Annotated in this window: 21 protein-coding genes; 7 read left to right on the top strand and 14 right to left on the bottom strand. The window is 65.4% G+C overall.

Annotation, left to right across the window (positions count from 1 at the left end; genetic code table 11):
* Position 1 precedes the first annotated feature (1 nt).
* The 7 genes from xylB to AC07PQ_RS21595 all read right to left on the bottom strand — a co-directional run bounded on the left by xylB (position 2) and on the right by AC07PQ_RS21595 (position 10,127).
* Positions 2 to 1,510: a xylulokinase gene (gene xylB, locus AC07PQ_RS21625; RefSeq protein WP_493186251.1), complete on the bottom strand. Its 1,509-nt coding sequence runs from the start codon at positions 1,508 to 1,510 to the stop codon at positions 2 to 4.
* A 116-nt stretch (positions 1,511 to 1,626) separates the two neighbouring features.
* Entirely contained in the window at positions 1,627 to 3,111 is a 1,485-nt protein-coding gene (locus AC07PQ_RS21620) for a mannitol dehydrogenase family protein (RefSeq protein WP_493186252.1), read from the bottom strand.
* A gap of 14 nt (positions 3,112 to 3,125) precedes the next feature.
* Positions 3,126 to 4,229: an ABC transporter ATP-binding protein gene (locus AC07PQ_RS21615; protein ID WP_493186253.1), complete on the bottom strand. Its 1,104-nt coding sequence runs from the start codon at positions 4,227 to 4,229 to the stop codon at positions 3,126 to 3,128.
* A 148-nt stretch (positions 4,230 to 4,377) separates the two neighbouring features.
* Positions 4,378 to 5,208: a carbohydrate ABC transporter permease gene (locus tag AC07PQ_RS21610; RefSeq protein ID WP_493186254.1), complete on the bottom strand. Its 831-nt coding sequence runs from the start codon at positions 5,206 to 5,208 to the stop codon at positions 4,378 to 4,380.
* 10 nt (positions 5,209 to 5,218) lie between these two features.
* Positions 5,219 to 6,145 carry a carbohydrate ABC transporter permease gene (locus AC07PQ_RS21605; RefSeq protein ID WP_493186255.1) on the bottom strand — a complete coding sequence of 309 codons (927 nt, stop codon included), beginning with the start codon at positions 6,143 to 6,145 and terminating at the stop codon, positions 5,219 to 5,221.
* 124 nt (positions 6,146 to 6,269) lie between these two features.
* A complete protein-coding gene (locus AC07PQ_RS21600; RefSeq protein ID WP_493186256.1) occupies positions 6,270 to 7,580 on the bottom strand; it encodes an ABC transporter substrate-binding protein in 1,311 nt (436 codons plus the stop codon).
* 339 nt (positions 7,581 to 7,919) lie between these two features.
* Complete coding sequence (locus AC07PQ_RS21595) at positions 7,920 to 10,127, bottom strand: TonB-dependent receptor (RefSeq protein WP_493186257.1); 2,208 nt, start codon at positions 10,125 to 10,127, stop codon at positions 7,920 to 7,922.
* Positions 10,128 to 10,366: 239 nt separating this feature from the next.
* Here AC07PQ_RS21595 and AC07PQ_RS21590 point away from each other — a divergent pair, with 239 nt between their 5' ends.
* The 6 genes from AC07PQ_RS21590 to AC07PQ_RS21565 all read left to right on the top strand — a co-directional run bounded on the left by AC07PQ_RS21590 (position 10,367) and on the right by AC07PQ_RS21565 (position 17,295).
* Positions 10,367 to 11,383 carry an AraC family transcriptional regulator gene (locus AC07PQ_RS21590; protein ID WP_007930877.1) on the top strand — a complete coding sequence of 339 codons (1,017 nt, stop codon included), beginning with the start codon at positions 10,367 to 10,369 and terminating at the stop codon, positions 11,381 to 11,383.
* A gap of 336 nt (positions 11,384 to 11,719) precedes the next feature.
* Positions 11,720 to 13,384 carry an AMP-binding protein gene (locus AC07PQ_RS21585; RefSeq protein WP_053261098.1) on the top strand — a complete coding sequence of 555 codons (1,665 nt, stop codon included), beginning with the start codon at positions 11,720 to 11,722 and terminating at the stop codon, positions 13,382 to 13,384.
* 18 nt (positions 13,385 to 13,402) lie between these two features.
* Positions 13,403 to 14,164, top strand: coding sequence for an SDR family NAD(P)-dependent oxidoreductase (locus AC07PQ_RS21580; RefSeq protein ID WP_007925739.1), 762 nt, complete (start codon positions 13,403 to 13,405; stop codon positions 14,162 to 14,164).
* A 12-nt stretch (positions 14,165 to 14,176) separates the two neighbouring features.
* Positions 14,177 to 15,364 (top strand): acetyl-CoA C-acyltransferase, encoded by a 1,188-nt coding sequence (locus tag AC07PQ_RS21575; RefSeq protein WP_493186258.1) that lies wholly within the window; start codon positions 14,177 to 14,179, stop codon positions 15,362 to 15,364.
* Positions 15,365 to 15,373: 9 nt separating this feature from the next.
* The gene (locus AC07PQ_RS21570; protein ID WP_007925734.1) at positions 15,374 to 16,501 is read left to right on the top strand and encodes an acyl-CoA dehydrogenase; all 1,128 of its coding nucleotides are present in this window, start codon (positions 15,374 to 15,376) and stop codon (positions 16,499 to 16,501) included.
* A gap of 20 nt (positions 16,502 to 16,521) precedes the next feature.
* On the top strand, positions 16,522 to 17,295 hold the full coding sequence (locus AC07PQ_RS21565) for an enoyl-CoA hydratase (RefSeq protein WP_007925732.1): 774 nt from the start codon (positions 16,522 to 16,524) through the stop codon (positions 17,293 to 17,295).
* Positions 17,296 to 17,638: 343 nt separating this feature from the next.
* On the opposite strand, the gene AC07PQ_RS21560 is transcribed toward AC07PQ_RS21565, so the two are convergent.
* From AC07PQ_RS21560 to AC07PQ_RS21540, 5 genes are all read right to left on the bottom strand, one after another.
* The gene (locus AC07PQ_RS21560) at positions 17,639 to 18,790 is read right to left on the bottom strand and encodes an acyl-CoA dehydrogenase family protein (RefSeq protein WP_101337936.1); all 1,152 of its coding nucleotides are present in this window, start codon (positions 18,788 to 18,790) and stop codon (positions 17,639 to 17,641) included.
* Positions 18,791 to 18,793: 3 nt separating this feature from the next.
* On the bottom strand, positions 18,794 to 19,915 hold the full coding sequence (locus AC07PQ_RS21555) for an enoyl-CoA hydratase/isomerase family protein (protein WP_493186259.1): 1,122 nt from the start codon (positions 19,913 to 19,915) through the stop codon (positions 18,794 to 18,796).
* Positions 19,916 to 20,080: 165 nt separating this feature from the next.
* A complete protein-coding gene (locus tag AC07PQ_RS21550) occupies positions 20,081 to 21,478 on the bottom strand; it encodes an ArnT family glycosyltransferase (RefSeq protein ID WP_493186260.1) in 1,398 nt (465 codons plus the stop codon).
* Positions 21,475 to 22,428, bottom strand: a complete 954-nt coding sequence (locus AC07PQ_RS21545) for a glycosyltransferase family 2 protein (RefSeq protein WP_052034482.1) — start codon at positions 22,426 to 22,428, stop codon at positions 21,475 to 21,477. Before AC07PQ_RS21545 ends, AC07PQ_RS21550 begins: the two co-directional genes overlap by 4 nt.
* A gap of 25 nt (positions 22,429 to 22,453) precedes the next feature.
* Positions 22,454 to 22,867, bottom strand: coding sequence for a GtrA family protein (locus AC07PQ_RS21540; protein WP_007925720.1), 414 nt, complete (start codon positions 22,865 to 22,867; stop codon positions 22,454 to 22,456).
* A 317-nt stretch (positions 22,868 to 23,184) separates the two neighbouring features.
* Between AC07PQ_RS21540 and AC07PQ_RS21535 the strand changes: the two genes are divergently transcribed.
* Complete coding sequence (locus tag AC07PQ_RS21535) at positions 23,185 to 24,048, top strand: LysR family transcriptional regulator (protein WP_007925718.1); 864 nt, start codon at positions 23,185 to 23,187, stop codon at positions 24,046 to 24,048.
* A 169-nt stretch (positions 24,049 to 24,217) separates the two neighbouring features.
* On the opposite strand, the gene AC07PQ_RS21530 is transcribed toward AC07PQ_RS21535, so the two are convergent.
* Positions 24,218 to 24,928 carry an HPP family protein gene (locus AC07PQ_RS21530; protein WP_493186262.1) on the bottom strand — a complete coding sequence of 237 codons (711 nt, stop codon included), beginning with the start codon at positions 24,926 to 24,928 and terminating at the stop codon, positions 24,218 to 24,220.
* A 157-nt stretch (positions 24,929 to 25,085) separates the two neighbouring features.
* On the bottom strand, positions 25,086 to 26,270 hold the full coding sequence (locus tag AC07PQ_RS21525; RefSeq protein ID WP_493186263.1) for an MFS transporter: 1,185 nt from the start codon (positions 26,268 to 26,270) through the stop codon (positions 25,086 to 25,088).
* Between the last annotated feature and the right edge of the window lie 174 nt (positions 26,271 to 26,444).

The following is a 26,444-nucleotide window of genomic DNA, read 5'->3' as shown; positions in this document are numbered from 1 at the left end:
GTCATTCGCTCTTCAAAAGGGTTGCCACATGCTGTTGGTAACGTTCATAGGCCTGCTGATAGGCCGAGACATTGGCCGCTATCGGCAAGGTTTCGCTGCTTGCATCGAGCCTCACGCAGCGCTGGCACAATTGCGCCAGGCTCTGCGGCTGGCCGCTGCTGCGGGAATAGCACCAGGCCGCCTGGATCGCCGCGCCCAGGGCCGCGGCCTCGCTCTGCTCGGTGCAGACCACCGGGGTGTGCATGATATCGGCGACCATCTGCCGCCACAGCGGGCTTTTCGAACCGCCGCCGATCAGGCGGATGCCCTGGCTTTGCAGGCCGTTTTGGCGTAGCAGGTCGAGGCCGTAGCGCAGGCCGAAGGTGGTGCCCTCGATCACCGCGCGGCACAGGTTGGCCCGGGTCAGGTTGTCGGCGGTCAGGCCCAGCAGGCTGCCGCTGGCATGGGGCAGGGCGGGGACCCGCTCGCCGTTGAGGAACGGCAGCATGCACACGCCCTCGGCACCGATCGGCGCCTGCGCCACCAACTGGTTGAAGGCGTCGATATCCAGCTCGAACAGTTCGCGCACCGCGCCGGAGGCATTGGTCAGGTTCATGGTGCAGATCAGCGGCAGCCAGCCGCCGCTGGAGGAGCAGAAGGTCGCCACCGCGGCGTCCGCGCTGACCCGCGGTTGCTCGGCATAGGCGTACAGGGTGCCGGAGGAACCCAGGCTCATGGTGATCGCCCCGGGCTGGATATTGCCGGTGCCGATGGCCCCGAGCATGTTGTCGCCGCCACCGCTGGACACCAGCGCCCGCGGGTTGAGGCCCAGGCGCCGGGCGAGCTCCGGCAGCAGCGTGCCCACTGGCTGGTCGGCTTCGAGCAGTTCCGGCAAGGCGGCTTCCAGGCGGCCGTCGGGGTCGATGTGCCGGAGCAGTTCCAGGTCCCACTGGCGGCTGCGCACGTTGAAATAGCCGGTGCCCGAGGCATCGCCGTATTCGCTGCAGCAGCGGCCGGTCAGCCAGTAATTCAGGTAGTCGTGGGGCAGCAGCACATGGGCGATGCGCTGGAAAATCTGCGGATGCTGTTCCCGGGTCCACAACAGTTTCGACACGGTGTAGCCGGGGGCAATCGCCACGCCGAGGCGCTCCAGGGAGCCCTGTTCGCCGCCCAGGTAATCCAGCAGGCGCTGGTTCTGCGGGGTGGATTCGGTGTCGCACCAGAGCTTGGCCGGGCGCAGCACCTGGCCCTGCTGGTCGAGCAGGACCAGGCCGTGCTGCTGGCCGGAGACGCCGAGGCCGAGGATGTCCAGGCCGCTGACCCCCGCCGCCAATAACGCACGGCGGGTGGCCAGGGTGAACGCCTCGCGCCATTGCTCGACGTCCTGTTCACGGCGGCCGTTGGCGCCGCTGATCAGGCTGTGGGGCGCCGCGCCCAGGCCCAGTACTTCACCGCTGGCGGCGTCGAGGACGATGGCCTTGGTGCCCTGGGTGCCGCAGTCGATGCCGAGGAAAAGCTGTCTGTGGTTCATTCGAGATGCTCGTCGATAGGTTGTGAGCGCGTTGCGCTCTATCGCGAGCAAGCTCGCTCCTACAGGGGATCATGCTCATCTGTAGGAGCGAGCTTGCTCGCGAAAAATCTCCCGGGTCACGCTGTCGGTTTGTCCAACACCCGCTCCAGGGTGCGGGTCACGCCGTTGTCGCGCAGGCTGCTGTAGCAGCGTTCGAAGGCTTCGACAAAGTCGGGCGAGTTGGGGATGGCGCTGCCGAAGATCTCTTCGACCGCCAGCAATCGCTGGCTGATCAGTGCGTCGTCCGCCACCAGCGCCTGGCAGAACGCGGCGCGCGGGTCGGGAATGCGGTAGGTGTCGCCGTTTTCGTCCACGCCCTTGAGGTACCGGGCCCAGGCGGCGACCACCAGGGCGGCGCGCTCGGTGTCGCGGCCGTCGGCGATCAGGCGGTTGAGGGTCGGCACGCTGAACTTGGGCAGCTTCGACGAGCCGTCGGAGCAGACCCGTTCCAACTGGTCGGCAATCGCCCGGTTGGAGAAACGCGCCACCAGGGTGTCCTTGTAGGCGCAGAGGTCGATGCCCGGCACCGGCGCCAGTTGCGGGGTCACGTCCAGGTCCATGTAGGCGCGCATGTACGCCACGAACAGCGGGTCGGCCATGGTCTCGTGGACAAAGCGATAACCCTTGAGGAACCCCAGGTAGGTCAGGGCCAGGTGGCTGCCGTTGAGCAGCTTGATCTTCATCTCCTCATAGGGCGTGACGTCGTCGGTGAATTGCACGCCGACCTTTTCCCAGGCCGGCCGGCCGCTGACGAACTTGTCTTCCAGCACCCATTGCGCAAAGGGCTCGCAGACCACCGGCCAGGCGTCGTCGATGCCGTGCTGGTCGTGCAACTGCAGGCGGTGAGCGGTGCTGGTCATCGGCGTGATGCGGTCGACCATGGCATTGGGGAAGCTGACGTGGGTGGCGATCCAGTCGCGCAGGTCGGCGTCGCGCTGCCCGGCGAAGGCCAGCAGCGCCTTGCGGGTCACCGCGCCGTTGTGCGGCAGGTTATCGCAGGACATCAGGGTAAAGGCCGGGACCCCGGCCACCCGGCGCTGGGCCAGGGCCGCGCAGAGAAAACCGAACACGGTCTGCGGCTGCTGCGGGTGGGCCAGGTCGTGCTGGATCTGCGGCAGGTGGGCCATGAACTCGCCGCTGCTGTCGTCGATGCAGTAGCCACCCTCGGTAATGGTCAGCGAGACGATACGGATCTGCGGGCTGGCCAGTTTGTCGATCAGCGCCTGGGCGCCGTCTTCGGCCAGCAGCATGTCGCTAATGGCGCCGATCACCCGCACTTCGGTGGCATCGCTGTCGCCCAGCTCGAACAGGGTGAACAGGTAGTCCTGGCCGGCCAGGTCGTCGCGGGCGCGGCGGTCCTCGGCGCGCAGGCCGAGCCCGCAGATGCTCCAGTCCAGGCCTTCGCCGGTGTTCATCAGGGCATCGGTGTAATAGGCCTGGTGGGCCCGGTGGAAACCACCCACGCCGATATGCACCATGCCTTGCCGGGTCTCGGCCAGGTCGTAGGCGGGCAGGCGGACTTCAGGGGCCAGGTGGTGGAGGTTGTGTCGGTTCAGTTTCATCGTTCGGTTCTCGTTCAGGCGGCGGCGCGCAGCGGCCTGGCCACGGCCACGCCGTCGGCATCGAAGAGGTGGCAGTGCTCGGCATCCAGGTTCAGGCTCAGCTGCTGGCCATAGGCGCTGGCCAGGTCGCCGCGGATGCGCAGGGTCAGGGCCTCGCCGGAAGCGGTGACGACGTGGCAGAAGGTGTCGCTGCCCAGGCGTTCGCTGACGTCGGCGGTGACCTGCAGGCTGCAGTCGCCGGGCCGGGCCAGCTCCAGGTGCTCGGGACGAATGCCCAGGGTCACCGGGCTGCCGACGCTCAAGTGGGCGCCGCTCTGCGGCAGCTGGATGCGGGTGCCGGCCTCCAGCAGCACCTCGCAGCCCTGGCCATCGACCCGGCTCAGCCGGCCCTTGAGAAAGCCCATCTTCGGCGTGCCGAGGAAGCCGGCGACAAACAGGTTGGCTGGGCTGTGGTACAGCTCCAGCGGCGAGCCCACCTGTTCCACGCGCCCGCCGTTGAGCACCACCACCTTGTCGGCCAGGGTCATGGCTTCGACCTGGTCGTGGGTCACGTAGATCATGGTCGCCTGCAGCTCTTTATGCAGGCGCGCCAGCTCCAGGCGCATCTGCACCCGCAGCGCCGCGTCGAGGTTGGACAGCGGCTCGTCGAACAGGAAGATCTTCGGGTTGCGCACGATGGCCCGGCCAATCGCTACGCGCTGGCGCTGGCCGCCGGACAGCTGCTTGGGCTTGCGTTCGAGCATCGGCCCCAGTTCGAGGATGCGCGCGGCTTCGTCGACCTTCTGTTGCACCTCGGCTTTCGGCACGCCGGCCAGGTCCAGGGCGAAGGACATGTTCTTGCGCACGCTCATGTGCGGGTACAGGGCGTAGGTCTGGAACACCATGGCCAGGTCGCGCTTGGCCGGGCTGACCTCGGTGATGTCGCGGCCATCGAGTTCGATGGTGCCGCCGCTGACTTCCTCCAGCCCGGCGATCAGCCGCAGCAGGGTGGACTTGCCGCAGCCCGAGGGGCCGACGAAGACCACGAACTCCTTGTCGCGCACCTCCAGGTCGATGCCTTTGATGATGGAAAAACCTTCGAAGCCTTTTTGCAGATTGTTGATTTTCAGGTTGGCCATGACGGGCCTCCATGTTTCTGAATGTCGGTGTAGCCGCTGCCGCAGGCTGCGACAGGCACCGAAGGGGCCTCGGCGTCTGTGCGATCGCTGGCGAGCCTGCGGCTCGATCGCAGCCTTCGGCAGCGGCTACAGGTAGTGAGTCGTCTGGTTATTTCACGGCGCCGAAGGACAGGCCGCGCACCAGTTGTTTCTGGCTGATCCAGCCGAAGATCAGGATCGGCGCGCAGGCCAGGGTCGAGACCGCCGAGAGCTTGGCCCAGAACAGCCCTTCGGGGCTGGAGTAGGAGGCGATCAGCGCGGTCAGCGGCGCGGCGTTGGACGAGGTCAGGTTCAGCGACCAGAACGCCTCGTTCCAGCACAGGATCAGCGACAGCAACACGGTGGAGGCCAGCCCGCCCTTGGCGATCGGCAGCAGCACCCGGAGCATTTCCTGGCCCAGGGTCGCGCCGTCCAGCCGCGCGGCCTCGAGGATGTCCCGGGGGATGTCCTTGAAGTAGGTGTAAATCATCCAGACCACGATCGGCAGGTTGATCAGGGTGTAGATCGCGATCAGCGCGATGCGCGTGTCCAGCAGGCCAAAGCTCTTGGCCAGCAGGTAGATCGGCATCAGCACGCCCACCGGCGGCAGCATCTTGGTCGACAGCATCCACAGCAGGGTGCGCTTGGTGTTGCGGGTTTCAAAGAAGGCCATGGAGTAGGCCGCCGGTACCGCGATCAGCAGGCACAGGGCGGTGGCGCTGAAGGAGATCACCACCGAGTTCCAGGCGAAGGCGAAGTAGTTGCTGCGCTCGTTGATGTGCAGGTAGTTCTCCAGCGTCGGCGTGAAGATGAACTGCGGCGGGGTGGCAAAGGCGTCGATTTCGCTCTTGAAGCTGGTCAGCAGCATCCAGAAGATCGGGAAGAAGATCAGGACCGCGATGGCCCAGGCCAGGGTGCCGAGCAGCAGGCTTTGCAAGCGGCGGGATTGTTGCAGGGTCATGGCGCGCACCTCAGGGCTTGTCAGTCAGGTTTTTGCCGAGCATCCGTACCAGGATGATCGCGGCGATATTGGCGATGACCACGGCGATCAGGCCGCCGGCCGAGGCCATGCCCACGTCAAACTGCACCAGCGCCTGGTTGTAGATCAGGTAGGCGAGGTTGGTCGAGGCGTAGCCCGGGCCACCGTTGGTGGTGGTGAAGATTTCGGCGAACACCGAGAGCAGGAAGATCGTCTCGATCATCACCACCACCGCGATCGGCCGCGCCAGGTGCGGCAGGGTCAGGTGCCAGAAGATCGCGATGGCCCCGGCGCCATCCAGGCGCGCGGCTTCCTTCTGTTCCTGGTCCAGCGACTGCATGGCGGTCATCAGGATCAGGATCGCGAACGGCAGCCATTGCCACGAGACAATGATGATGACCGACAGCAGCGGGTAGTGGGCCAGCCAGTCCACCGGCTGGGCGCCGAACAGCTTCCACAGCGCGGCGAGAATCCCCGACACCGGGTGGAAGATCAGGTTCTTCCAGATCAGCGCGCCCACCGTGGGCATGATGAAGAACGGCGAGATCAGCAGCACCCGGACAATGCCGCGGCCGAGGAACTCGCTGGCCTCCAGCAGGGCGCTGATTAGCACCCCGAACACCACGCTGATCAGCAGCACGCTGCCCACCAGCAACAGGGTGTTGGCGGCCCCGGGCAGGAAGCCCGAGTCGGTGAGGAAGTAGCTGAAGTTCTCCAGGCCGACGAACTGGTTCTCGCCGGGGTACAGCAGGTTGTAGCGGATCAGCGAGAAGTACAGGGTCATGCCCAGCGGCACGATCATCCACAGCAGCAACAGCGCCACCGAGGGGCTGACCAGGAACCAGCCGGGGTTGAGCAGGCGGCGCTTGCGCGCGGCCTGGGGGATTTGCAGATGAGCGTTGGCAGTCGAGGTATTCATGGCGATCACAACCGTTCCGGTACAGATGCGTTCCCTCCCGTAGGAGCGAGCTTGCTCGCGATCACGCCGAAGGCGTGGAAAGCATCGCGAGCAAGCTCGCTCCTACAGGTACAGGGATGGGGGATTACTTGGGGTAGCCGGCGCGTTTCATTTCGCGTTCGGTGGTCTGCTGCGCGGCGGCCAGGGCCTGGTCGACCGTGGTCTGGCCGATCAGCGCGGCGGAGAACAGCTTGCCGACCTGGGTGCCGATGGCCTGGAACTCGGGGATGGTCACCAGCTGGATACCGATGTAGGGCACCGGCTTGAGGGTCGGCCTGGTCGGGTCGGCGACTTTCAGCGATTCCAGGGTCACCCTGGCGAACGGCGCGGCTTGCATATAGGCCTCGCTGTAGGTGGAGGCACGGGTACCCGGCGGTACGTTGGCGATGCCGTCTTTCTCGGCGACCAGGGCCCCGTATTCCTTGGACGTGGCCCAGGTGGAGAAGGTTTGCGCGGCGTCCTTGGCCTTGGAACTGGTGGGGATCGCCAGCGCCCAGGAGTACATCCAGGCGCTGCCCTTGTCAGTCACCTGCTGCGGCGCGTAGGTAAAGCCGACGTGTTCACTGACCTTGCTCTGCGCCTTGTCGGTGACGAAGGAGCCGGCGACGCTGGCGTCGACCCAGATCGCGCACTTGCCGCTGTTGAACAGCGCCAGGTTCTCGTTGAAACCGTTGCTGGAGGCGCCGGGCGGGCCGGCCTTTTTCATGGTGTCGACGTAGAAGGCCAGGGCGTTTTTCCATTCCGGCCCGGTGAATTCCGGCTGCCACTGCTCATTGAACCAGCGCGCGCCGAAACCGTTGGCCAGGGTGGTGATCAGGGCCATGTTTTCGCCCCAGCCGGCCTTGCCGCGCAGGCAGATGCCGTACTGTTCCTGCTCGGGTTTGTTGAGCTTGCCGGCGAATTCGCCGATCTGTTCCCAGGTCGGGTGTTCGGGCATGACCAGGCCGGCGTCCTTGAACAGGTCGGTGCGGTAGTAGGTCATCGAGCTTTCGGCGTAGAACGGCAGGGCGTACAGCGTGCCCTTGGCCGACAGGCCTTCGCGGACCGCAGGGAAGATGTCCTGCAGGTCATAGGCGGCGGGCAGGTCCTGCATCGGTTGCAGCCAGCCCTTGGCGCCCCAGAGTGCGGCTTCGTACATGCCGATGGTCAGCACGTCGAATTGCCCGCCCTGGGTGGCGATGTCGGTGGTCAGGCGCTGGCGCAGCACGTTCTCTTCGAGCACCACCCAGTTCAGCTTGATGTCCGGGTGCTCGCTCTCGAAGGCCTTCGAGAGTTTCTGCATGCGGATCATGTCGCTGTTGTTGACGGTGGCGATAGTCACGGTCTGGGCGCCGAGGCTGACGCCGCTTAAGGTCATGCAGGTGGTGACGAGCAGGGCTTTGATGCAGGGTTTCATCGTGCACTCCTCTTCCGGGCCCGGTGGGCGGCAGAAGGACGGTTATTGTTGTTGTGTCTTCCGGATGCTGGGAAGAATGTGGGCTGATTACAGCCCTCAACGACCGCGCCTGACAAATCATCCCTGACACTTGAATTGATACTTTTTTGCACTGCGATGAAAGCCTTCGCCCGGCGCAAGCCGCCATGGGCCAAGGATTCGCCCGTTCGGGCCGGGTAAAACAGGGGAGATTGCGTATTGGTTTTTTTACCGTGGCGGCCTGGACCGGAGAACGGCGAGAAGGTGCCGATGACAGTGGCGAAGCCCCGGTCGACCGGGGCTTCGCACTGAGGGGAGGGGTCAGAAGCTATAGGTGGCCGACATGATCGCCGCGCGCGCGTCGCCGTATTCGATGGCCGAGGAGCGTGTCGTCGAGCCGCTCTGCTGGCGCACCCGTTCCACGTAGTCCTTGTCGAACAGGTTGTTGACGTTCAACTGCAGGTCGAGGTTGTGGTTGACCTTGTAGCCGAGCATGGCGTTGTGCACCCAGTAGGCATCCAGCTTGGCGCGGGTGCTGGAGCTGACGTTGCGCTCGCTGACATAACGAGTGCCGTAACCCAGGGTCCAGCCGGCTGGCAACTCATAGGTGGTCCACAGGTTGAGCGAGCGCGGCGGCGTGTTGCCCAGGGCCTGGCCCTTGCGTGCGATGCCCGAGGCGGTGTTCGCCGCGTTGAGGATTTCACTGTCGAGGAAGGTGTAGTTGGCGAACACATCCCACTGCTCGCTGACATGCCCGGTGACGCCGATTTCCACACCTTGCACCCGCTGCTTGCCGGCCAGTTGGGTCGAACCGTCGGCCATGGTTTCCCGGGCGTTGCTCTTCTCTACGCGAAACAGCGCTCCGTCCAGTTCCAGGCGCTTGTCCAGCAGCTCCCACTTGGTGCCCAGTTCCCAGGTCTCGTTCTTCTCCGGCGCCAGGTCCTGGTTGCCCTTGCTCAAGCCGCCGCCGGTGGAGGCCAGGTTCTCGGCGGAAGGGTTGAAGGAATTCCCCCAGGCGGCATAGATGCGCCCGTTTTCGGTCGGCTTGAACACCAGCCCGGTGCGCGCGCTGGCCTTGTTCGTGTCCGAGGCCAGGCTGTCGCTCTTCACATGGCTGGCCGAGTATTTGTCGACATCGCCCTTGATCTTGTCGTAGCGCAGGCCGAGGTTGAGGTCCCAGCGCTCGCTTAGGGCGATGTTATCGAACAGGTAGTACGCCTGGCCTTTGAGGGTGGTTTCGGTGTAGCCGCTGGTGGCCTTGTTGACCGGGCCGTTCCAGCGCCCGGGCGGGCTGCCAAGGGCGTAGCCGTTGCGCGGATACAGGGCCGTGCTCAGGCCATGGTTGTAGGTCTTCAGGTCGAGGGTTTCCCGCGACAGTTCCAGGCCCGCCGCCAGGTCGTGGCGCATGCCGGCGAATTCGAAGTCGCCGATCAGGTTGCTCTGGTTGATCCACATCTCGGTGGTGGCGTCGCGCCCGTAGGCCTGGGGCCCGGCCGGGCGGTAGCGACCCGCCGGCAGGCCGCTGGTATTGACATGGGACGCCGAGACGACGGTATCGCGCGCGGTGCGGCTGTAGCGCGTGAGGTTCTGCAGGCGCAGGTGGTCGTTGAAGTCATGCTCGAAGTCGGCGGTGAAGGCGTTCTGTTCGATCTCTTCCTTGTCGAGGTTCTTCCAGCCGAAATAGGCATCGCGCTTGACCCCGGCCAGCTTCTTGCCGTCGAGCGCCGGCACGCCATAGTCCGGCAGGTTGTCGTCGCTCTGGTGGAAAGCGCTGAGGGTCAGCCGGGTGGCGTCGCTGAAGCCCAGGCGCAACGAGGGCGCGATGCCCCAGCGCTCGCGGTCGATTTTCTCGCGGCCGGGCACATCGTTCTGATGGCCCATCAGGTTGATCCGCACCGCGCTGTCCTGGCCGACACCTTCCAGCGGCTGGTTGCTGTCCAGCGTCAGGCGGTAGTAGTTGTCGCTGCCGAGGCTGCCGCCAAGGCGGGTGAAGGCCTGGTTCTTGGGCTGCTTGCTGACCACGTTGATGCTGCCGCCGGTGGTGCCGGCGCCGCCGAACACCGAGTTGGGGCCCTTGATGACCTCCACCTGCTCGACGTTGAAGGTGTCGGAACGGTTGGTCTGCGCGCTGTCGCGCAGGCCGTCGATCTGCATGTTGCTGTTGGCCGAGAAGCCACGGATGTTGATGCTGTCCCCCGAGCCGCCACCGCCTTCGCCGGCATTGAAGGTGATGCCGGACACGTTCGACAGCACCTGGCGCAGGCTCAGCGCCTGCTGTTCCTGGATCAGCTTGGGTGGCACCACGGTGATGGTCTGCGGGGTGTCCAGCAGCGGCGCCACGTACTTGGTGGAGGCCGAGCGTTCGATGCGGGAACCGGGTTGCTCGGCCTCGACCTTGATGTTGTCCAGTTGCAGGGATTTCTGCCGTTCGCCGGCTTCGGCCGCGCCGGCGCAGGAGGCGAGGGCAAGGCCCAGGGTAGAGGCCAGCAGGCGATGTGGTGGCAGTGTCGATGGGGCTTTCGTTTGCATAAGAAACGCTCTCTTTTTGGTGAGAGTTAATCCTATTTGAGATTGATTGCTAAGAACGGCTGCGAGGGGGCTACTTGCGGCTATCCCGCAAAATTTAGGACGTTTCTAGAGGGAGCCCAGTAAAAGTCACTACTGGGTGTCGGACGTATGCTGCACTTTAGATAAAAGCGCTCTGGCTTTTTACCGGTCACTGCCTAAGATGACCGGCCATCTCTTTATGCAGGAAGCCGTTCAGCGCGATGTCGGAAAAAGACACCATCTCCATGCAACTGGTGCGCGAAGCGCTGCTGCAAAGCTGCGCCCCGGGTGCCGCCAGCGATGAAGTGCTGCTCAAGGCCGGTATCGACCCGGCCCGGCTGGATGTCAGTGCCGCCCGCGTGCCCGCGCTGGCCTATGCCCGGCTGTGGCGCCTGCTGGCCCGGCGCACGGACGACGAGTTCTTCGGCATGGACCCGCGCAAGCTGAAATCCGGCAGCCTGGCGTTTCTCTGTCGCACCGCCATGGCCCGGCAGAACCTGGCCGCGGGCCTGGAATCCGGGCTGGCGTTCCTGTCGCTGATGCTCGAACGGCTGCCGGCCCAATTGGTGCGCCAGCAGAGCCTGGCGGAGATCGTCCTGCTGGAGGATGAGCAGGCACCGCGCCGCGCCTTCACCTATTTCACCTACTGGATGATCGTCCACGGCGTGGCCTGCTGGCTGGCCGGGCGGCGCATCCCGATCCTGGCCATCGAGCTGCGCTGCCCGGAGCCGGATTTCTGTGACGACTACCAGGTGATGTTCTCGCAGAACCTGCGCTTCGACCGGCCGCGCACGCGGATGATCATTGCCGCCGACTGCCTGGATTTGCCGATCAAGCGCAGTGACGAGGAGCTCAAGCGCTTCCTGGCCCAGGCGCCGGCCAACATCCTGGTCAAATACCGCGACCCAGAGAGCCTGGCCAGCCGCATCAAGCACGACCTGCGCCAGCTGCCCGCGGCCCAGTGGCCGGAGACCGAGAGCCTGGCCCACAGCTTGTGCATGTCGGCCTCGACCCTGCGCCGCCGCCTGGCGGAAGAAGGGCAGACCTACCAGGGCCTCAAGGACGGGGTGCGCAAGGAGCTGGCGATCGCCTGGCTGGCCGAGCCGCAGATCAGCTTCACGGAAATCGCCAGCCGCCTGGGCTTCGCCGACGCCAGCTCGTTCTACAAGGCCTTTCGCAAGTGGTCCGGCTCCAACCCCGGGCACTACCGCAGCCTGATCCTCAACGACCCGACCTGAGCGCCTCCCTGCGGCAGCGGCTACGGGGAACCTGGGTAGCCGCTGCCGAGCAGCGCGAGGCTGCGATCGGCAACGCAGTTGCCGCAAAACCTGAGCTTGCCGTGCGTCAGGCCGAACGCGCCGCCCGGCTTGCGACCGCTGCGCGGTCGGTCGCAGCCTCGCAGCCTCGGCAGCGGCTACAGGGGCTTGATCGCCATGGGATTCTTGGCCAAACCAGTCACGCAACTTGAAAGCTTTGACCATTGTCCCGCCCGGGCCGTGGCGCCAGTATTTGCCTGATGTCTTTGTGGTTCCCATTGGTTCCCATCCTAATAAGAACAGCGAGGGATTCTGGCAATGCGCGATTACCTGTCTGCCACGGCACACTTCAATTATCAGCACACCGTCGACGCGGCCCTGCACGGCTCCTTGTCGGCCCTCAATGCCTGCGTCGAATGCTGTGACCGGCACGCCTTGCCGGGGCGCATCGCGCTGTTCTGGGAGGGCCGCGACGGCAGCAGCGCGACCTACACCTTCAGCGAGTTGCAGGACCAGGCCGCGCGTTTCGCCAACTTCCTGCTGGCCCAGGGCGTGGGCCAGGGCGACAAGGTCGCCGGCCTGCTGCCGCGCAACGTCGAACTGTTGATCGCGGTACTCGCCACCTGGCGCATCGGCGCGGTCTACCAGCCGCTGTTCACCGCCTTCGGCCCCAAGGCCATCGAACACCGCCTGGGCAGTTCCGGGGCCAAGGTGGTGGTGACCGACGCGGTCAACCGGCCAAAGCTCGCTGAAGTGGCGGACTGCCCGACCATCGTCACGGTCGCGGGCGCCAAGGGCCAGGGCATCGTCCGTGGCGACTTCAGTTTCTGGGCCGAGCTGGGCAATTACCCGGCGCAGTGCGAACCCGTGCTGCTGACCGGCGAAGACCCGTTCCTGCTGATGTTCACCTCCGGCACCACCGGCCCGTCCAAAGCCCTGTACGTGCCGCTCAAGGCCATCGTCGCGTTCCAGAGCTACACCCGCGACGCCGTCGACCTGCGCCCCGAAGACGCGTTCTGGAACGTCGCCGACCCGGGCTGGGCCTATGGCATCTACTTCGGCGTCACCGGCCCGCTGGGCCTGGGCCACCCGATCACCTTCTACGATGGGCCCTTCACCCTGGAAAGCACTTGCCGGGTGATCAACAAATACGGGATCAGCAACCTCACCGGTTCACCAACCGCGTACCGCCTGCTGATCGCCGGCGGCGACGAGTTCGCCCGCTCGATCAAGGGCAAGCTGCGCATTGTCAGCAGCGCCGGCGAGCCGCTGAACCCGGAGGTGATCCGCTGGTTCGCCGACAACCTTGGCGTGGTGATCCACGACCATTACGGCCAGACCGAACTGGGCATGGTCCTGTGCAACCACCACGGCCTGGAGCACCCGGTGCATGTCGGCGCGGCCGGTTTCGCCTCGCCGGGCCACCGCATCGTAGTGCTCGACGAGCAGCACCAGGAACTGTCGGTCGGCCAGCCGGGGATCCTCGCCATCGACCGCAGCCAGTCGCCGATGTGCTGGTTCAACGGCTACCACGGCGTGGTGACCAAGGCCTTCGTCGGCAACTACTACCTCAGCGGCGACACCGTGGAGCTGAACCCGGACGGCAGCATCAGCTTCGTCGGGCGCAGCGACGACGTGATCACCACCTCCGGTTACCGGGTCGGCCCGTTCGACGTCGAGAGCGCGCTGATCGAGCACCCGGCGGTGGTCGAGGCGGCGGTGATCGGCAAGCCCGATCCGGAGCGCACCGAGCTGGTCAAGGCCTTCGTCGTGCTCAGCCCGCAGTACCGCGCCGCGCCGGAGCTGGCCGAAGAGCTGCGCCAGCATGTGCGCAAGCGCCTGGCCGCGCACTCGTACCCCCGTGAAATCGAATTTGTCAGCGAATTGCCGAAAACCCCAAGCGGCAAGTTGCAGCGCTTCATCCTGCGCAACCAGGAAATCGCCAAGGCTCAAGAGGCCGCGGCGCACAAGGCTTCGGCCTGAATTACCCAGGAACTCATGATGCACATCGAAAACAAGGTTTTTCTCGTCAGCGGCGGCGCTTCCGGTCTCGGCGCGGCCACCGCGCAGATGCTGGTCAAGGCCGGTGCCCAGGTAATGCTGGTGGATCTCAACGCCGAGGCTGTCGCGGCCCAGGCGCGCCAGCTCGGTTGCCAGAGCACGGTCGCCGATATCACTGACGAAGCGGCCGCCGAAGCGGCGGTGCAGGCCACGCTCAAGGCGTTCGGCGGCTTGCACGGGCTGGTCAACTGCGCCGGCATCGTGCGCGGCGAGAAGATCCTCGGCAAGCACGGTCCCCATGCCCTGGCCAGCTTCAGCCAGGTGATCAACGTCAACCTGATCGGCAGCTTCAACCTGATGCGCCTGGCCGCGGCGGCAATTGCCGAAGGCGAACCGAACGCCGACGGCGAGCGCGGGGTGATCATCAACACCGCCTCGGCGGCGGCCTTCGACGGACAGATCGGCCAGGCCGCCTATGCCGCGTCCAAGGGCGCCATCGCCAGCCTGACCCTGCCGGCCGCCCGCGAGCTGGCGCGCTTCGGCATCCGGGTGATGACCATCGCCCCGGGCATTTTCGAAACCCCGATGATGGCCGGCATGAGCGACGAAGTCCGCGCGTCGCTGGCCGCCGGCGTGCCGTTCCCGCCACGCCTGGGCAAGCCGGACGAGTACGCCGCGCTGGTCGGGCATATCATTAGCAACAGCATGCTCAATGGCGAGGTGATCCGTCTCGACGGCGCCTTGCGCATGGCAGCCAAGTAAAGAGGATTGATCATGAACCAGGATCCGATCGTTATCGTCAGCGCCGTCCGCACCCCCATGGGCGGCTTCCAGGGCGAGCTGAAAAGCCTGACCGCGCCGCAGCTTGGCGCCGCCGCTATCCGTGCCGCCGTCGAGCGTGCCGGGGTGGCCAGCGACAGCGTCGATGAAGTGCTGTTCGGCTGCGTGCTGCCGGCCGGTCTCGGCCAGGCGCCGGCCCGTCAGGCGGCGCTGGGCGCCGGGCTGGACAAGGCCACCCGCTGCACCACCCTGAACAAGATGTGCGGCTCCGGCATGGCCGCGACCATCGCCGCCCACGACATGCTGCTGGCCGGCAGCGCCGAGGTAGTGATCGCCGGCGGCATGGAAAGCATGTCCAACGCGCCTTACCTGCTGGACCGCGCCCGCAGCGGCTACCGCATGGGCCACGGGCGGGTGCTCGACCACATGTTCCTCGACGGCCTCGAAGACGCCTACGACAAGGGCCGGCTGATGGGCACCTTCGCCGAAGACTGCGCCCAGGATAACGGCTTCAGCCGCGAAGCCCAGGACGCCTTCGCCGTGGCCTCGCTGACCCGCGCCCAGCAGGCGATCAAGGACGGCAGCTTCAATGCGGAAATCGTGCCGCTGCAGGTCACCGTCGGCAAGGAACAGCAGACCATCAGCGACGACGAACAGCCACCCAAGGCCAGGCTGGACAAGATCGCCGCGCTGAAACCGGCGTTCCGCGACGGCGGCACCGTCACCGCGGCCAACTCCAGCTCGATCTCCGACGGCGCCGCGGCCCTGGTGCTGATGCGCCGTTCCGAGGCGGAGAAACGTGGCCTCAAGCCGCTGGCGGTGATCCACGGTCACGCGGCGTTCGCCGACACCCCGGGGCTGTTCCCGGTGGCCCCGGTCGGGGCGATCAAGACGCTGCTGAAGAAAACCGGCTGGTCCATCGACCAGGTCGAGCTGTTCGAAATCAACGAAGCCTTTGCCGTGGTCAGCCTGGTCACCATGCAGAAGCTGGAAATCCCCCACGACAAGGTCAACGTCCACGGCGGCGCTTGTGCCCTGGGCCACCCGATCGGCGCGTCCGGCGCGCGGATCCTGGTGACCCTGCTCTCGGCCCTGCGCCAGCAAGGCCTGAAGCGCGGCGTCGCGGCCATCTGCATCGGCGGCGGCGAAGCCACGGCCATGGCCGTCGAATGCCTGTATTAAGGAATCAGCATGCTGCCTAATGACGAACAACAGCAGATCAGCGACGCGGCCCGACAGTTCGCCCAGGAACGCCTGAAGCCGTTCGCCGCCGAATGGGACCGCGAGCATCGCTTCCCCCGCGAGGCCATCGGCGAGATGGCCGGGCTGGGCTTCTTCGGCATGCTGGTGCCGGAGCAGTGGGGCGGTTGCGACACCGGTTACCTGGCCTACGCCATGGCCCTGGAAGAGATCGCCGCCGGCGACGGCGCCTGCTCGACCATCATGAGCGTGCACAACTCGGTGGGGTGCGTGCCGATCCTCAAGTTCGGCAACGACGAGCAGAAGGAGCGTTTCCTCAAGCCCCTGGCCAGCGGCGCCATGCTCGGCGCCTTCGCCCTGACCGAACCCCAGGCCGGCTCCGACGCCAGCAGCCTGAAAACCCGCGCGCGGCGGGAGGGCGAGCATTACGTGCTCAACGGCTGCAAGCAGTTCATTACCTCCGGGCAGAACGCCGGGGTGGTGATCGTGTTCGCGGTGACCGACCCGGCGGCAGGCAAGCGCGGCATCAGCGCCTTTATCGTGCCCACCGACTCGCCGGGCTACAGCGTCGCGCGGGTGGAAGACAAGCTCGGCCAGCACGCCTCCGACACCTGCCAGATTCTCTTCGAGGACGTGAAGGTGCCGCTGGCCAACCGCCTGGGCGAGGAGGGCGAGGGCTACAAGATCGCCCTGGCCAACCTCGAAGGCGGTCGCGTTGGCATCGCCTCGCAATCGGTGGGCATGGCCCGCGCGGCTTTCGAGGCCGCCCGTGACTACGCCCGCGAGCGGCAGAGCTTCGGCAAGCCGATCATCGAGCATCAGGCGGTGGCTTTCCGCCTGGCGGACATGGCCACCCAGATCGCCGTGGCGCGGCAGATGGTGCACTACGCCGCGGCCCTGCGCGACAGCGGCAAGCCGGCGCTGGTGGAGGCGTCGATGGCCAAGCTGTTCGCCTCGGAAATGGCCGAGAAGGTCTGTTCCGCCGCCTTGCAAACCCTGGGCGGCTATGGCTACTTGAATGACTTTCCGCTGGAGCGCATCTACCGCGATGTGCGGGTCTGCCAGATCTACGAAGGCACCAGCGACATTCAGCGCATGGTCATTTCGCGCAACCTCTGACTTTTAGCAGGAGCTGATCCATGAGTTACGAAACCATTCTGTTGGAGATCAAGGACCGCGTCGGCCTGATCACCCTCAACCGCCCGCAGGCACTGAACGCCCTCAATGCGCAGATCGTCAGCGAAGTGAACCAGGCCCTGGACAGCCTGGAAGCCGATCCACGGATCGGCTGCATCGTCCTCACCGGCTCGAAGAAGGCCTTCGCCGCCGGCGCCGACATCAAGGAAATGGCCGAGCTGACCTACCCGCGGATCTACATGGACGACCTGTTCAGCGACAGCGACCGGGTGGCCAACCGGCGCAAGCCGATCATCGCCGCGGTCAACGGTTTTGCCCTGGGCGGTGGCTGTGAACTGGCGTTGATGTGCGACTTCATCCTGGCCGGCGACAACGCAAAATTCGGCCAGCCGGAAATCAATCTCGGGGTGTTGCCGGGCATGGGCGGCACCCAGCGCCTGACCCGCGCCGTGGGCAAGGCCAAGGCCATGGAAATGTGCCTGACCGGGCGTTTCATCGATGCGGTGGAAGCCGAGCGTTGTGGCATCGTCGCGCGCATCGTGCCGGCCGATGAGCTGTTGGACGAGGCGTTGAAAGTCGCGGCGCTGATCGCCGGCAAATCGCTGCCGGTGAGCATGATGATCAAGGAAAGCGTGAACCGCGCCTTCGAAGTCAGCCTCTCGGAAGGCGTGCGTTTCGAGCGCCGGGTGTTCCATGCGGCCTTCGCCACCGAGGACCAGAAGGAAGGCATGGCGGCGTTCATCGCCAAGCGCGAGGCGCAGTTCAAGGACAAATAGTCCGGGTTGTCGCTCGCCATGAAAAATCGCAGCCTTGGCTGCGATTTTTTTGTGTGGTGACGGAAGCTATCGCGGGTAGCGCGTGTGCCTGTAGCCGCTGGCGCAGCCTGCGATCGAGGCCGAAGGACTCGCTGTCGGCCTTGACGCGGTTCATCTACCGAACCGCGTTGCCCGCCTTGCGACCGTCCCGGTCGATCGCAGGCTGCGCCAGCGGCTACATCGGTTGGCGGGGGTTGAAATGCTTTCGCGGGCAAGCCTCGCTCCTACGGGGTTGTGTTGTTTGCGTCATAGCGATCAACACGCGCGCCTGTAGGAGCGAGGCTTGCCCGCGAAGCTTTTGGGGTCACAACAGATAGTGCTTCAACTCCCGGGCGATCAGCATGCGCTGGATCTCGCTGGAGCCTTCGTAGATCTGGGTGATCCGAGCGTCCCGGTAGTAGCGCTCCACCGGGTAGTCCTCGAGGTAGCCGTAGCCGCCGTGGATCTGGATCGCCGAGGAGCAGACCTTCTCGGCCATTTCCGAGGCGAACAGCTTGGCCTGGGAGGCTTCCGACAGGCACGGCTGGCCGGCGCTGCGCAGGCGCGCGGCATGCAGGATCAGCAGGCGCGCGGCGTTGAGGCGGGTGTGCATGTCGGCCAGCAGGTTGGCGATGCTCTGGTGCTCGATGATCGGCTTGTCGAACTGCACCCGCTCGCGGGCGTAGGCCAGCGCCGCCTCGAACGCGGCACGGGCGATACCCAGGGCCTGGGCGGCGATGCCGATGCGGCCGCCTTCGAGGTTGGACAGGGCGATGGCCAGGCCCTTGCCGCGCTCGCCCAGCAGGTTGGCTTCAGGGACGGTGCACTGGTTGAAGGTCACCGCGCAGGTGTCCGAGGCGCGGATGCCCATCTTGTGTTCGCTGCGGTCAACCACGAATCCCGGGGTGTCGGTGGGCACCAGGAACGCCGACAGGCCTTTCTTGCCCAGCTCGGGATCGGTCACCGCGAAGACGATGGCCAGCTTGGCGCGCCGGCCGTTGCTGACGAACTGCTTGGCGCCGTTGATCACCCACTGGCCGTCCTTGAGTTCGGCGCGGGTGCGCAGGTTGTGGGCTTCGGAACCGGCCTGGGGTTCGGTCAGGCAGAAGCAGCCGATTGCCTGGCCGCTGGCCAGGTCCGCCAGCCAGGTCTGTTTCTGTTCCGCGCTGCCGTAGTTGAGGATCGGCCCGCAGCCCACCGAGTTGTGGATGCTCATCAGCGCACCGGTGGCGCCGTCGCCGGCGGAGATTTCTTCCACCGCCAGGGCGTAGGCCACGTAGTCGACGTAGGTGCCGCCCCATTCCTCGGGCACCACCATGCCCAGCAGGCCCAGTTCGCCCATCTTCGCCACCAGGGTGTCGTCGATCCAGCCGGCCTTTTCCCAGGCCTGGGCATGGGGGGCGATTTCACCGCGGGCGAAGTCCCGGGCCATGTCGCGGATCATCACCTGCTCTTCGCTCAATTCAATGTCGTGCATGGCTCAGCTCCGGCTGGGGTCGAAAGCGCTGAAGAAACTCGCCACGTGCGCGGCGTCCAGCGCCTGCAGGGTCGGTGGGTTCCAGCGTGGGTTCTTGTCTTTGTCGATCAGCAGGGCGCGCACGCCCTCGATCAGGTCGCCGCGCTCGAACCACTGGCGGTCCAGGTGCAGCTCCAGGGCGAAACACTGTTCCAGGCTCAACTGGCGGCCGCGTCGGAGCATTTCCAGGGTCACAGCCATGGCCAGGGGTGAGCGGGTCGACAGCAGGTCGGCAGTGCTGACAGCCCATTCATGAGTATCGCCCAGGGTCACTTCGCGCAGTTGCTGCACGATGCTCGGTACATCGGCCTGGGCAAAGAAGTGGTCGATGGCCGGGCGCAGCGCCGCCAGTGGCGCATCCGGCAGTTGCTGCACACCGAGCTTGGCCAGCAGGCCTTGCAGATCCTTGAGCGGGGTGTCGTGCCATTGCAGGCTGTCGAGGCGCTGGTCCAGCAGGCTCAGCTGGTCGCTCTCCAGGTACCAGTCCGCCAGCCCGCAGTACAGGGCGTCGGCGGCGCGGATCTGCACGCCGCTGACCCCCAGGTAGATGCCCAGCTCGCCGGGGATGCGCGACAGGAAATAACTGCCGCCGACATCCGGGAAATAACCGATGCCGACTTCCGGCATCGCCAGGCGGCTGCGCTCGGTGACCAGCCGCAGGTCGGCGCCCTGGACCAGGCCCATGCCGCCGCCGAGGACAAAACCGTCCATCAGCGCCAGCACCGGCTTGCGGTAACGGTGGATCGCCAGGTCCAGCGCGTATTCCTCGACGAAGAATTCCTCGTGCAGGGTCTGGCCGTTCTGGTAGCTGTCGTACAGGGTGCGGATATCGCCGCCGGCGCAGAAGGCTTTTTCGCCGGCGCCGCGCAGGACCACCGCGTGCACCTGCGGGTCCTGGGCCCAGGCATCGAGCTGGCGCTGCAGGGTGCGCACCATGCCGAGGGTGATGGCATTGAGGCCGGCGGGGCGGTTGAGGGTCAGGTGACCGATATGGTTGCGGACTTCGGCCAGCACGTCCTGTGGCGAGGCCTCGACCGACGTGGCGCCGGCGTCTCGCGTGGCCTGGGATGGAACCTGAGCAGTCATCACTAACTCCCTGCTTTTATTGTTCTTTATAGGTGTGTTCGCGCGCGAACGATGAGGGATCGTAACAGTGCAAATTTGCCATGTACAACCGGGATAACTGCAGGTTGGCTGTGCATTTTTGCATGGGCGCGCGGGGCTCGCGACAGCGCCGCCCATGGCCTGCCTTCAACGCCCGGAACACTTGAACAGCACGCTCTGGCTGGCCCGCAGCCGCTCCTCGCAGCCCAGGGGTTGCAGCTGCGCGCGGTCCCGGCCCAAGTCCTTGGCCCGGCGCGCCAGGTAGAAGGCGCCGCTGGCGGGCAACTCCGCGAGGTCCTTGACCCGCCGCGCCTGCCCCGCGCTGTAGAACTCCCCTGAATAGGAGCGCCGCCCCCAGTAGTACAGCGGCGCGGCCTCGGTCGCTTGCAGGTCGCTCCAGGCCCGGGCCAGGGCTTGCTGGTTCTGTGGGCGCTGGAAGGTTCCGCCCTCGACCACCGCGACCGTCATCCCCAGGGGCAGGGCCAGCGCCAGGCCGGCCACCAGTTTGCCGGGGGCGTTCAAGCGCGTGCGCAGGGCCAGCGCCAGCAGCAGGCACCAGGCGGGCAGGGCGGGCAGCACATAGGTCCAGAGGATGTTGCCGGAGAAGGTGAAGAACAGCGGGGTGGTGAGCGCCCACAGGCTGATGAAGCTCAGGCTGGGACGCATGCCCGCCTGCTGCCGATAGACCCCGTACAGCAGGGGCAGGAACAGGCTCCAGGGAAACAGCGCCAGCAGCAGGTCCAGCCAGATGCTGCCGGGCGGGCGGGCATGGGCGCTGCCATACAGGTCGCCGGCCCAGTCGCTGATCACATAGCGTTTCCAGTGTTCGCCCACTAGGAAGTAATCGAGAAACCCGGGGCTGCGCAGTTCGGTCCATACATACCAGGGCAGCGCCACCAGCAGCATCAGCGCCAGGCCGCTGAACCAGGGCAGGGCCCGGAGGGCGCGCCATTGTTTGTTCAGCAAGGTCCAGAGCCCCGCCTGGACGCCCATCAGCACCAGCACCAGCGGTCCCTTGGCCAGCAGCCCCAGACCGAGGCCGAAGTAGCCGGCCAGGGCCCAGGCCCGGTCGCCATGCACGGTGCCGCGCCAGAAGCCATAACCGGCCAGCAACACGGCGAAGCCCAGGGCCGGATCGGTCAGCACCACACCCGCCGAGACCAGGCCCAGGCTGGAGCTGGAAAACAGGATGGCCGCCACCAGCCCTGTGCGTTCGTCGTATTCCTCGCGGGCGAAGCGGATGACGATCAGGCAACTGCCGACATGCAGCAGCCAGGCGGGCAAGCGCGCGGCGAACTCGTTGATGCCCAGTAACTGCATGCCCAGGGCCTGGGTCCAGAAGGCCAGCGGCGGCTTGCCCCAGAAAGGCACGCCGTAGTCGAACATTGGGGTTACCCAGTCGTCGAGTTCGAGCATCTTGCGCGCCATTTCGGCGTAGCGCGCTTCCGAGGTGTCCATCAGGGGGTAAAGGCCGAGGGTCATCAGGCGCAGGCCCAGGATGCCGAGCAGCAGCCACCACAGGTGGCGGGTTGAAAGGTTGTTCATCGGATCTCGTCTTGTTCGTTGGACTGCACGCTGGGCGGTGCTTCCAGCCGCCGGGGAAAACCGCCAAAGGTGCTGCGCAGGAAATACAGGGGGCGGCGCTTGACCTCGACCAGCGTGGCGCCGATGTACTCGCCGACCATGGCGATTCCCACCAGGGCCAGGGCCAATGCGCCGAGGATCAGGTGATGCACGTCGAAGGCCTCGATCAGCCACTGGCGCAGCAGGTAGCCGCCGGTCAGCAGCAGGGCCGCCAGGCTGAGCACGCTGAACCAGCGCAGGGGTTTGCGGGAGAACGCCAGCACGCCTTCCATGGCCAGGTCCACCAGTGCCATGGGGCTCCATTTGGACTCACCGGCGCCGCGGCGCGCCCGTTCGTAGGGGATTTCCACGCTCTTGAAGCCCAGCCAGTTGACCAGGCCTTTCATCAGGGTGGCGCGCTCGGGCATGGCGCGCAGCGCGTGCAGGGGCGCGGCGCCGATCAGGCGAAAGTCGCTGACGTCCGGTGGCACCGGGTACTTGTCCACCAGCAGGTTCATCAGCTTGTAGTAGAGCCGGGCGCTCAGGCGCTTGCCCGCGGTGTCGCTGCGCCGGTCGCTGCGCTGCATGTTGACGATGTCGTTGCCGGCCAGCCATTGGCGGACCATCAGCGGAATCAGTTCCGGCGGGTCCTGCAAGTCGGCATCGATAAACAGCAGTGCATCGCCGGTGGCATGATCGAGCCCGGCGGACATCGCCGACTCCTTGCCGAAGTTGCGACTCAAGTTGAGGCAACGTACAGCGGGCATGTGGCAGAACGCTTCCAATAAGTCGCAACTGCCATCCTGGCTCCCGTCATTCACATACAATACTTCGTAAGTTACCGGAAGTGTCTGCATCACCAACATCAGGCGGCGATGAAACTCGGGCAGGACATGAGCTTCGTTATAACAGCAGATAATAACGCTGAGCATGTCGTGCGTGTCTGATTGAACGCAACTAGGCAACTTCATTTTTAAAAGTCCAGGTTCGGTTTATCCAGTAACTGACCAGGGTCAGGCAGAGGGTGCTGAGCACTTGCATCAGCAGTGGCGAGTCAGGTTCGAAGCGCAGCAAAAACAGCATCAGCAAGGCATTGCCGAGGTTGTAGCCAGCGGCCGTCAGGCAGAACCGCAGGGCCTGATCCGCCCTGGCCTGGCGGTCCGCCCGGGAGAAGGTCCAGCGCCGGTTGCCCTGGTAGCTGACCCAGGTGCCCAGGCCGGCCCCCAGCAGGCTCGCCAGCAGCGCCGGCATGCACGCGAGCAGGGCCAGGAACAACGCGTAGTGACTCAAGGTGGCGAGAACGCCGACCAAGGCATATCGGGAAAGTTGCTGCAGATAATGATTGAAGGAGGTTTTTAATGATTGCGACATCGACAATTCCCAGAATGGCGAGCCCGTTAATTCTTCGAGGAGTTGTGTCGAGGTTAAGTGGGGTTTTTGTGAAAATATTGTTTGTCGGGTCGGGGAAGATATTTCACGAAGTAACCTGACAAATAAGACATTATTTGTACGGCGTCAGTAAAGTCGCGGTGTTGCCGGAGTTGGAAACAACTAAGCTTACTGCAACATGTCGTGGCTGTTATCCAGCTGTCAGCTTGTCATGGTCAGTCCCGGGCAAGAGTTGAAAACCTGGTTCGATGGCCGAGGCTCGCTACAATGGCGCTCGACTTTCGTGACCCAGAGGCAACATGGACATCGACCTGGCCCGCACCTTTTTGCAAATCGTCCGCAGCGGCAGCCTGATCGCCGCGGCCGAACGCCTGCACCTGACCCAGACCGCGATCAGCGCCCGGGTGCAGAACCTCGAAGGCCAGCTCAACTGCAAGCTGTTCGTGCGCAACCGCGCCGGGGCCCGGCTGACGGCCGACGGCGAGGCGTTCATCGTCTACGCCAACCAGCTGGTGCAGACCTGGGAAGCCGCCCAGCGCGACCTGCCGCTGCTGGCCGGTTATCGCAACGTGCTGCACATCGGCGGTGAAGTCAGCCTGTGCAACCCGCTGATGCTCAACTGGGTAAGGCGCTTGCGCCAGGCGATTCCCAGCCACGCGGTGCGCAGCCAGATCGCCGAGGGCGCGAGCCTGCAACGCCAGCTGGAGCTCGGTGTGCTGGACGCCGCGCTGGTGTTCCAGCCGGTGTACGGGCCGGGGTTGCAGGTCGAGCAGTTGCTGGAGGAAAAGCTGATCCTGGTGCGCCTGGCCGGCAAACCCGAGCCTTATGTGTACATCGATTGGGGCGAGGATTTCCGTCGCCAGCACGACGCGGCGCTGCCGGATCAGGCCAAGGCCGCGGTGGGTTTCAACCTCGGGCCGCTGGCCTTGCAGTTCATTCTCGAAGGCGGTGGCAGCGGCTACTTCCGCACCCGGGTGGTGCAAAGCTACCTGGACAGCGGCGTGCTGGAACGGGTGGAAAAGGCCCCGGAATTCAACTTTCCGACCTACCTGCTGTACGCCCGCGAACGGGATTCGGCGCAGCTGCAGCAGGCCTTCGAGGTGCTGCGCGAAGTCATCGCCAGCGACACCGACTGGTCGCAGCGCTGGGATCCGATGATCTGAGTCGTAAAACGCGGCGCCTGGTCTTACGACCGCTTCGCGGTCGAGCGCAGCCTGCGGCAGCGGCTACAGGGATTGCGGAGCCCGTGTAGCCGCTGCCGAGCCCGCGAGGCTGCGATCGGCAACGCAGTTGCCGCAAAACCTGGGTTCGCGATCTGTCCGGATAACCCGATCAAACCCGCGGCGCCAACACCTCGCCAATACTGCGCCGGCGCGCATGGGCCTCACTGGCGTGGATCAGTTGCTCCAGATCTTGCGGGGTGACGTCGAAGAACTCCTGCATTTCATCCAGCGCCAGCTTGAGGTCGGCGGCGGTGATGGCCTGGGTATCGCTCGGCGGCGGATGGTCGGCGGGCAGTTGGGTCGCGGGTTCGCTCTGGCCCTTGGGGTAGCGGATGCGGGTCAGGTTGTTGTAGGCCAGGGCGCTGAGCAACAGGCACAGGGCCGCCAGCATCACCGGGCCCAGGGCCTGCCAGTCGAGGGCGATGGTGGCCGGGTCGGCCAGCACCATCGTCAGGGCCACGGCGCCGGCCGGCGGATGCAGGCAGCGCAGCCAGCACATCAGCACCAGGGACATGCCGGCGGCCAGGCAGGCGCTGCCCAGGGTGCGCCCGAGCACATGGGCCACCAGCAACGCCAGGACCGCGGCGCACAGGTAGCCGCCGAGGATCGACCAGGGTTGCGCCAGCGCCCCCGACGACACCGCGAACAGCAGCACCGCCGAGGCCCCCAGCGGACCGATCAGGTGCAGCGCCACCTCCATGCCGAACACCCGGCCGCACAACCAGACACTGAACAGCGTGCCCAAGGCCATGCCGATCGCGGCGCGGCTCCATTCCGAGGGGCGGGTATTGATGGCGGCGGGTTTCCAGCGAGCGAGCATGACGAAGCGATCCAATTCCGGTTTTGCGGGCAAAAAGAAGGGCTTGTCTGGAGCACCAGAAAGCCCTGAAACGTTCCAACAGTTGGGGGGAGGAACCGGCACAGTGTGCCGATCAAACCAAGCGCCTACAAATTCATAATAATGCTGTTTAAGTGCATTATTTTTGTACTGTGGCGGCCTGGGCCACCCGCCGTCCGCTCATGAAACACAGCAGGCCGCCCAAGGCGGTCAAGCTGCTCAGGGCATAGAACATGGTCGGTGCCGGGGTATGCACCAGCAGGTAGCCGCAGATCACCGGGCTCAAGGCGCCGCCCAGGGCCGCGAGGTTCTGCGCGCCGTAATAGCTGCCGCGCAGGGCCTCGGGGGCCAGGGTGTCGATGAACAGGAATTCCGCCGGGTAGATGATCATCTCGCCAAGGGTGAAGACGAACATCGCCAGGCACCAGCCCAGCAGGCTGTCGGCCAGGCTGAAGCCGATCAGGCCGAGGATGAACAGGCTGGTGCCGACGGCGATCCAGTAGCGCAATTGTTCGCGCTTGAGGAAACGGCCGATCTGGTACTGCAGCAGGATCACGCTGATGGCGTTGCAGGCCAGCAGGGCGGCCATGGTGTCGAGGGCGCTTTTCGCGTCTTCGGTGACCAGCAGGTACTGCGACAGGTACAGGGTGAAGCGCCCATGGACGATGGTGCTGAGCAGGCAGCCGCAGGTGAACATGATCAGCGTGCGGTCGTTTTTCAGGGTCACCAGGGTGTCGAGGAAACTCTGCGGCTTGCTCAGCGAGGGCAGGCCCGGCGTGGCTGGAATGCCGCGCATCAGCAGGGTACTGAGAAAGGCGATGGCGCCGGCGATCAGGAACGGCGCCAGCGGCAGGTGCCCGGCGATCACCACGCCGAGCATGGGGCCGGTGGCGTAGCCGATATTGGTCAAGGTGTAGCGCAGGGAGAACACCCTGGCCCGCTGACTCACCGGCAGGTTTTCGCCGATGATCGCCTTGGAGCCGATCAGGAACAGCGCCGAGGCGGTTTCGGTGATCACCAGGATCGCGGTGGTCAGGTAGAGGTTGTGGGCGAAGGTCAGCAATACAAAGCCGATGCCGCTGGAGAGCATGCTCAGGATCAGCAGCCGGCGCTTGTCCAGGCGATCGAGGATGTAGCCGCCATACAGCGCGAGCAGCGTGGCGATGAACACCGCGACCCCCAGCAGCAGGCCGACGTCCTGCTGGTCGAGGCCGAGTTTTTCGCTGAGGAACAGGGTGAGCAGGGGGCTGGTGATGGCGCGACTGACGACAATGGTCAGCGAGCAGATCATCAGGCGGCGGATAACCAGCGAGTAAGTGGCCACGGTGGTGCACGAGTCCTTGTTGTCTGAGTGGGCGACAATCCCTAGCCCCAGGCTTGCCATCCTCTGACAGTTGCGCGAGCACTTCAAGACAGGCCCGCACCCCATCTCAAATACCGCACCCATCTTCCGTAGGAGCGAAGCTTGCTCGCGATAAGGCCGGCACATTCAACGGCG

This window comes from Pseudomonas sp. GW821-FHT09E12, from assembly GCF_059416085.1.
Note: the sequence above shows the minus strand (reverse complement) of the source record. Positions and strands in the feature narration are given on the sequence as shown.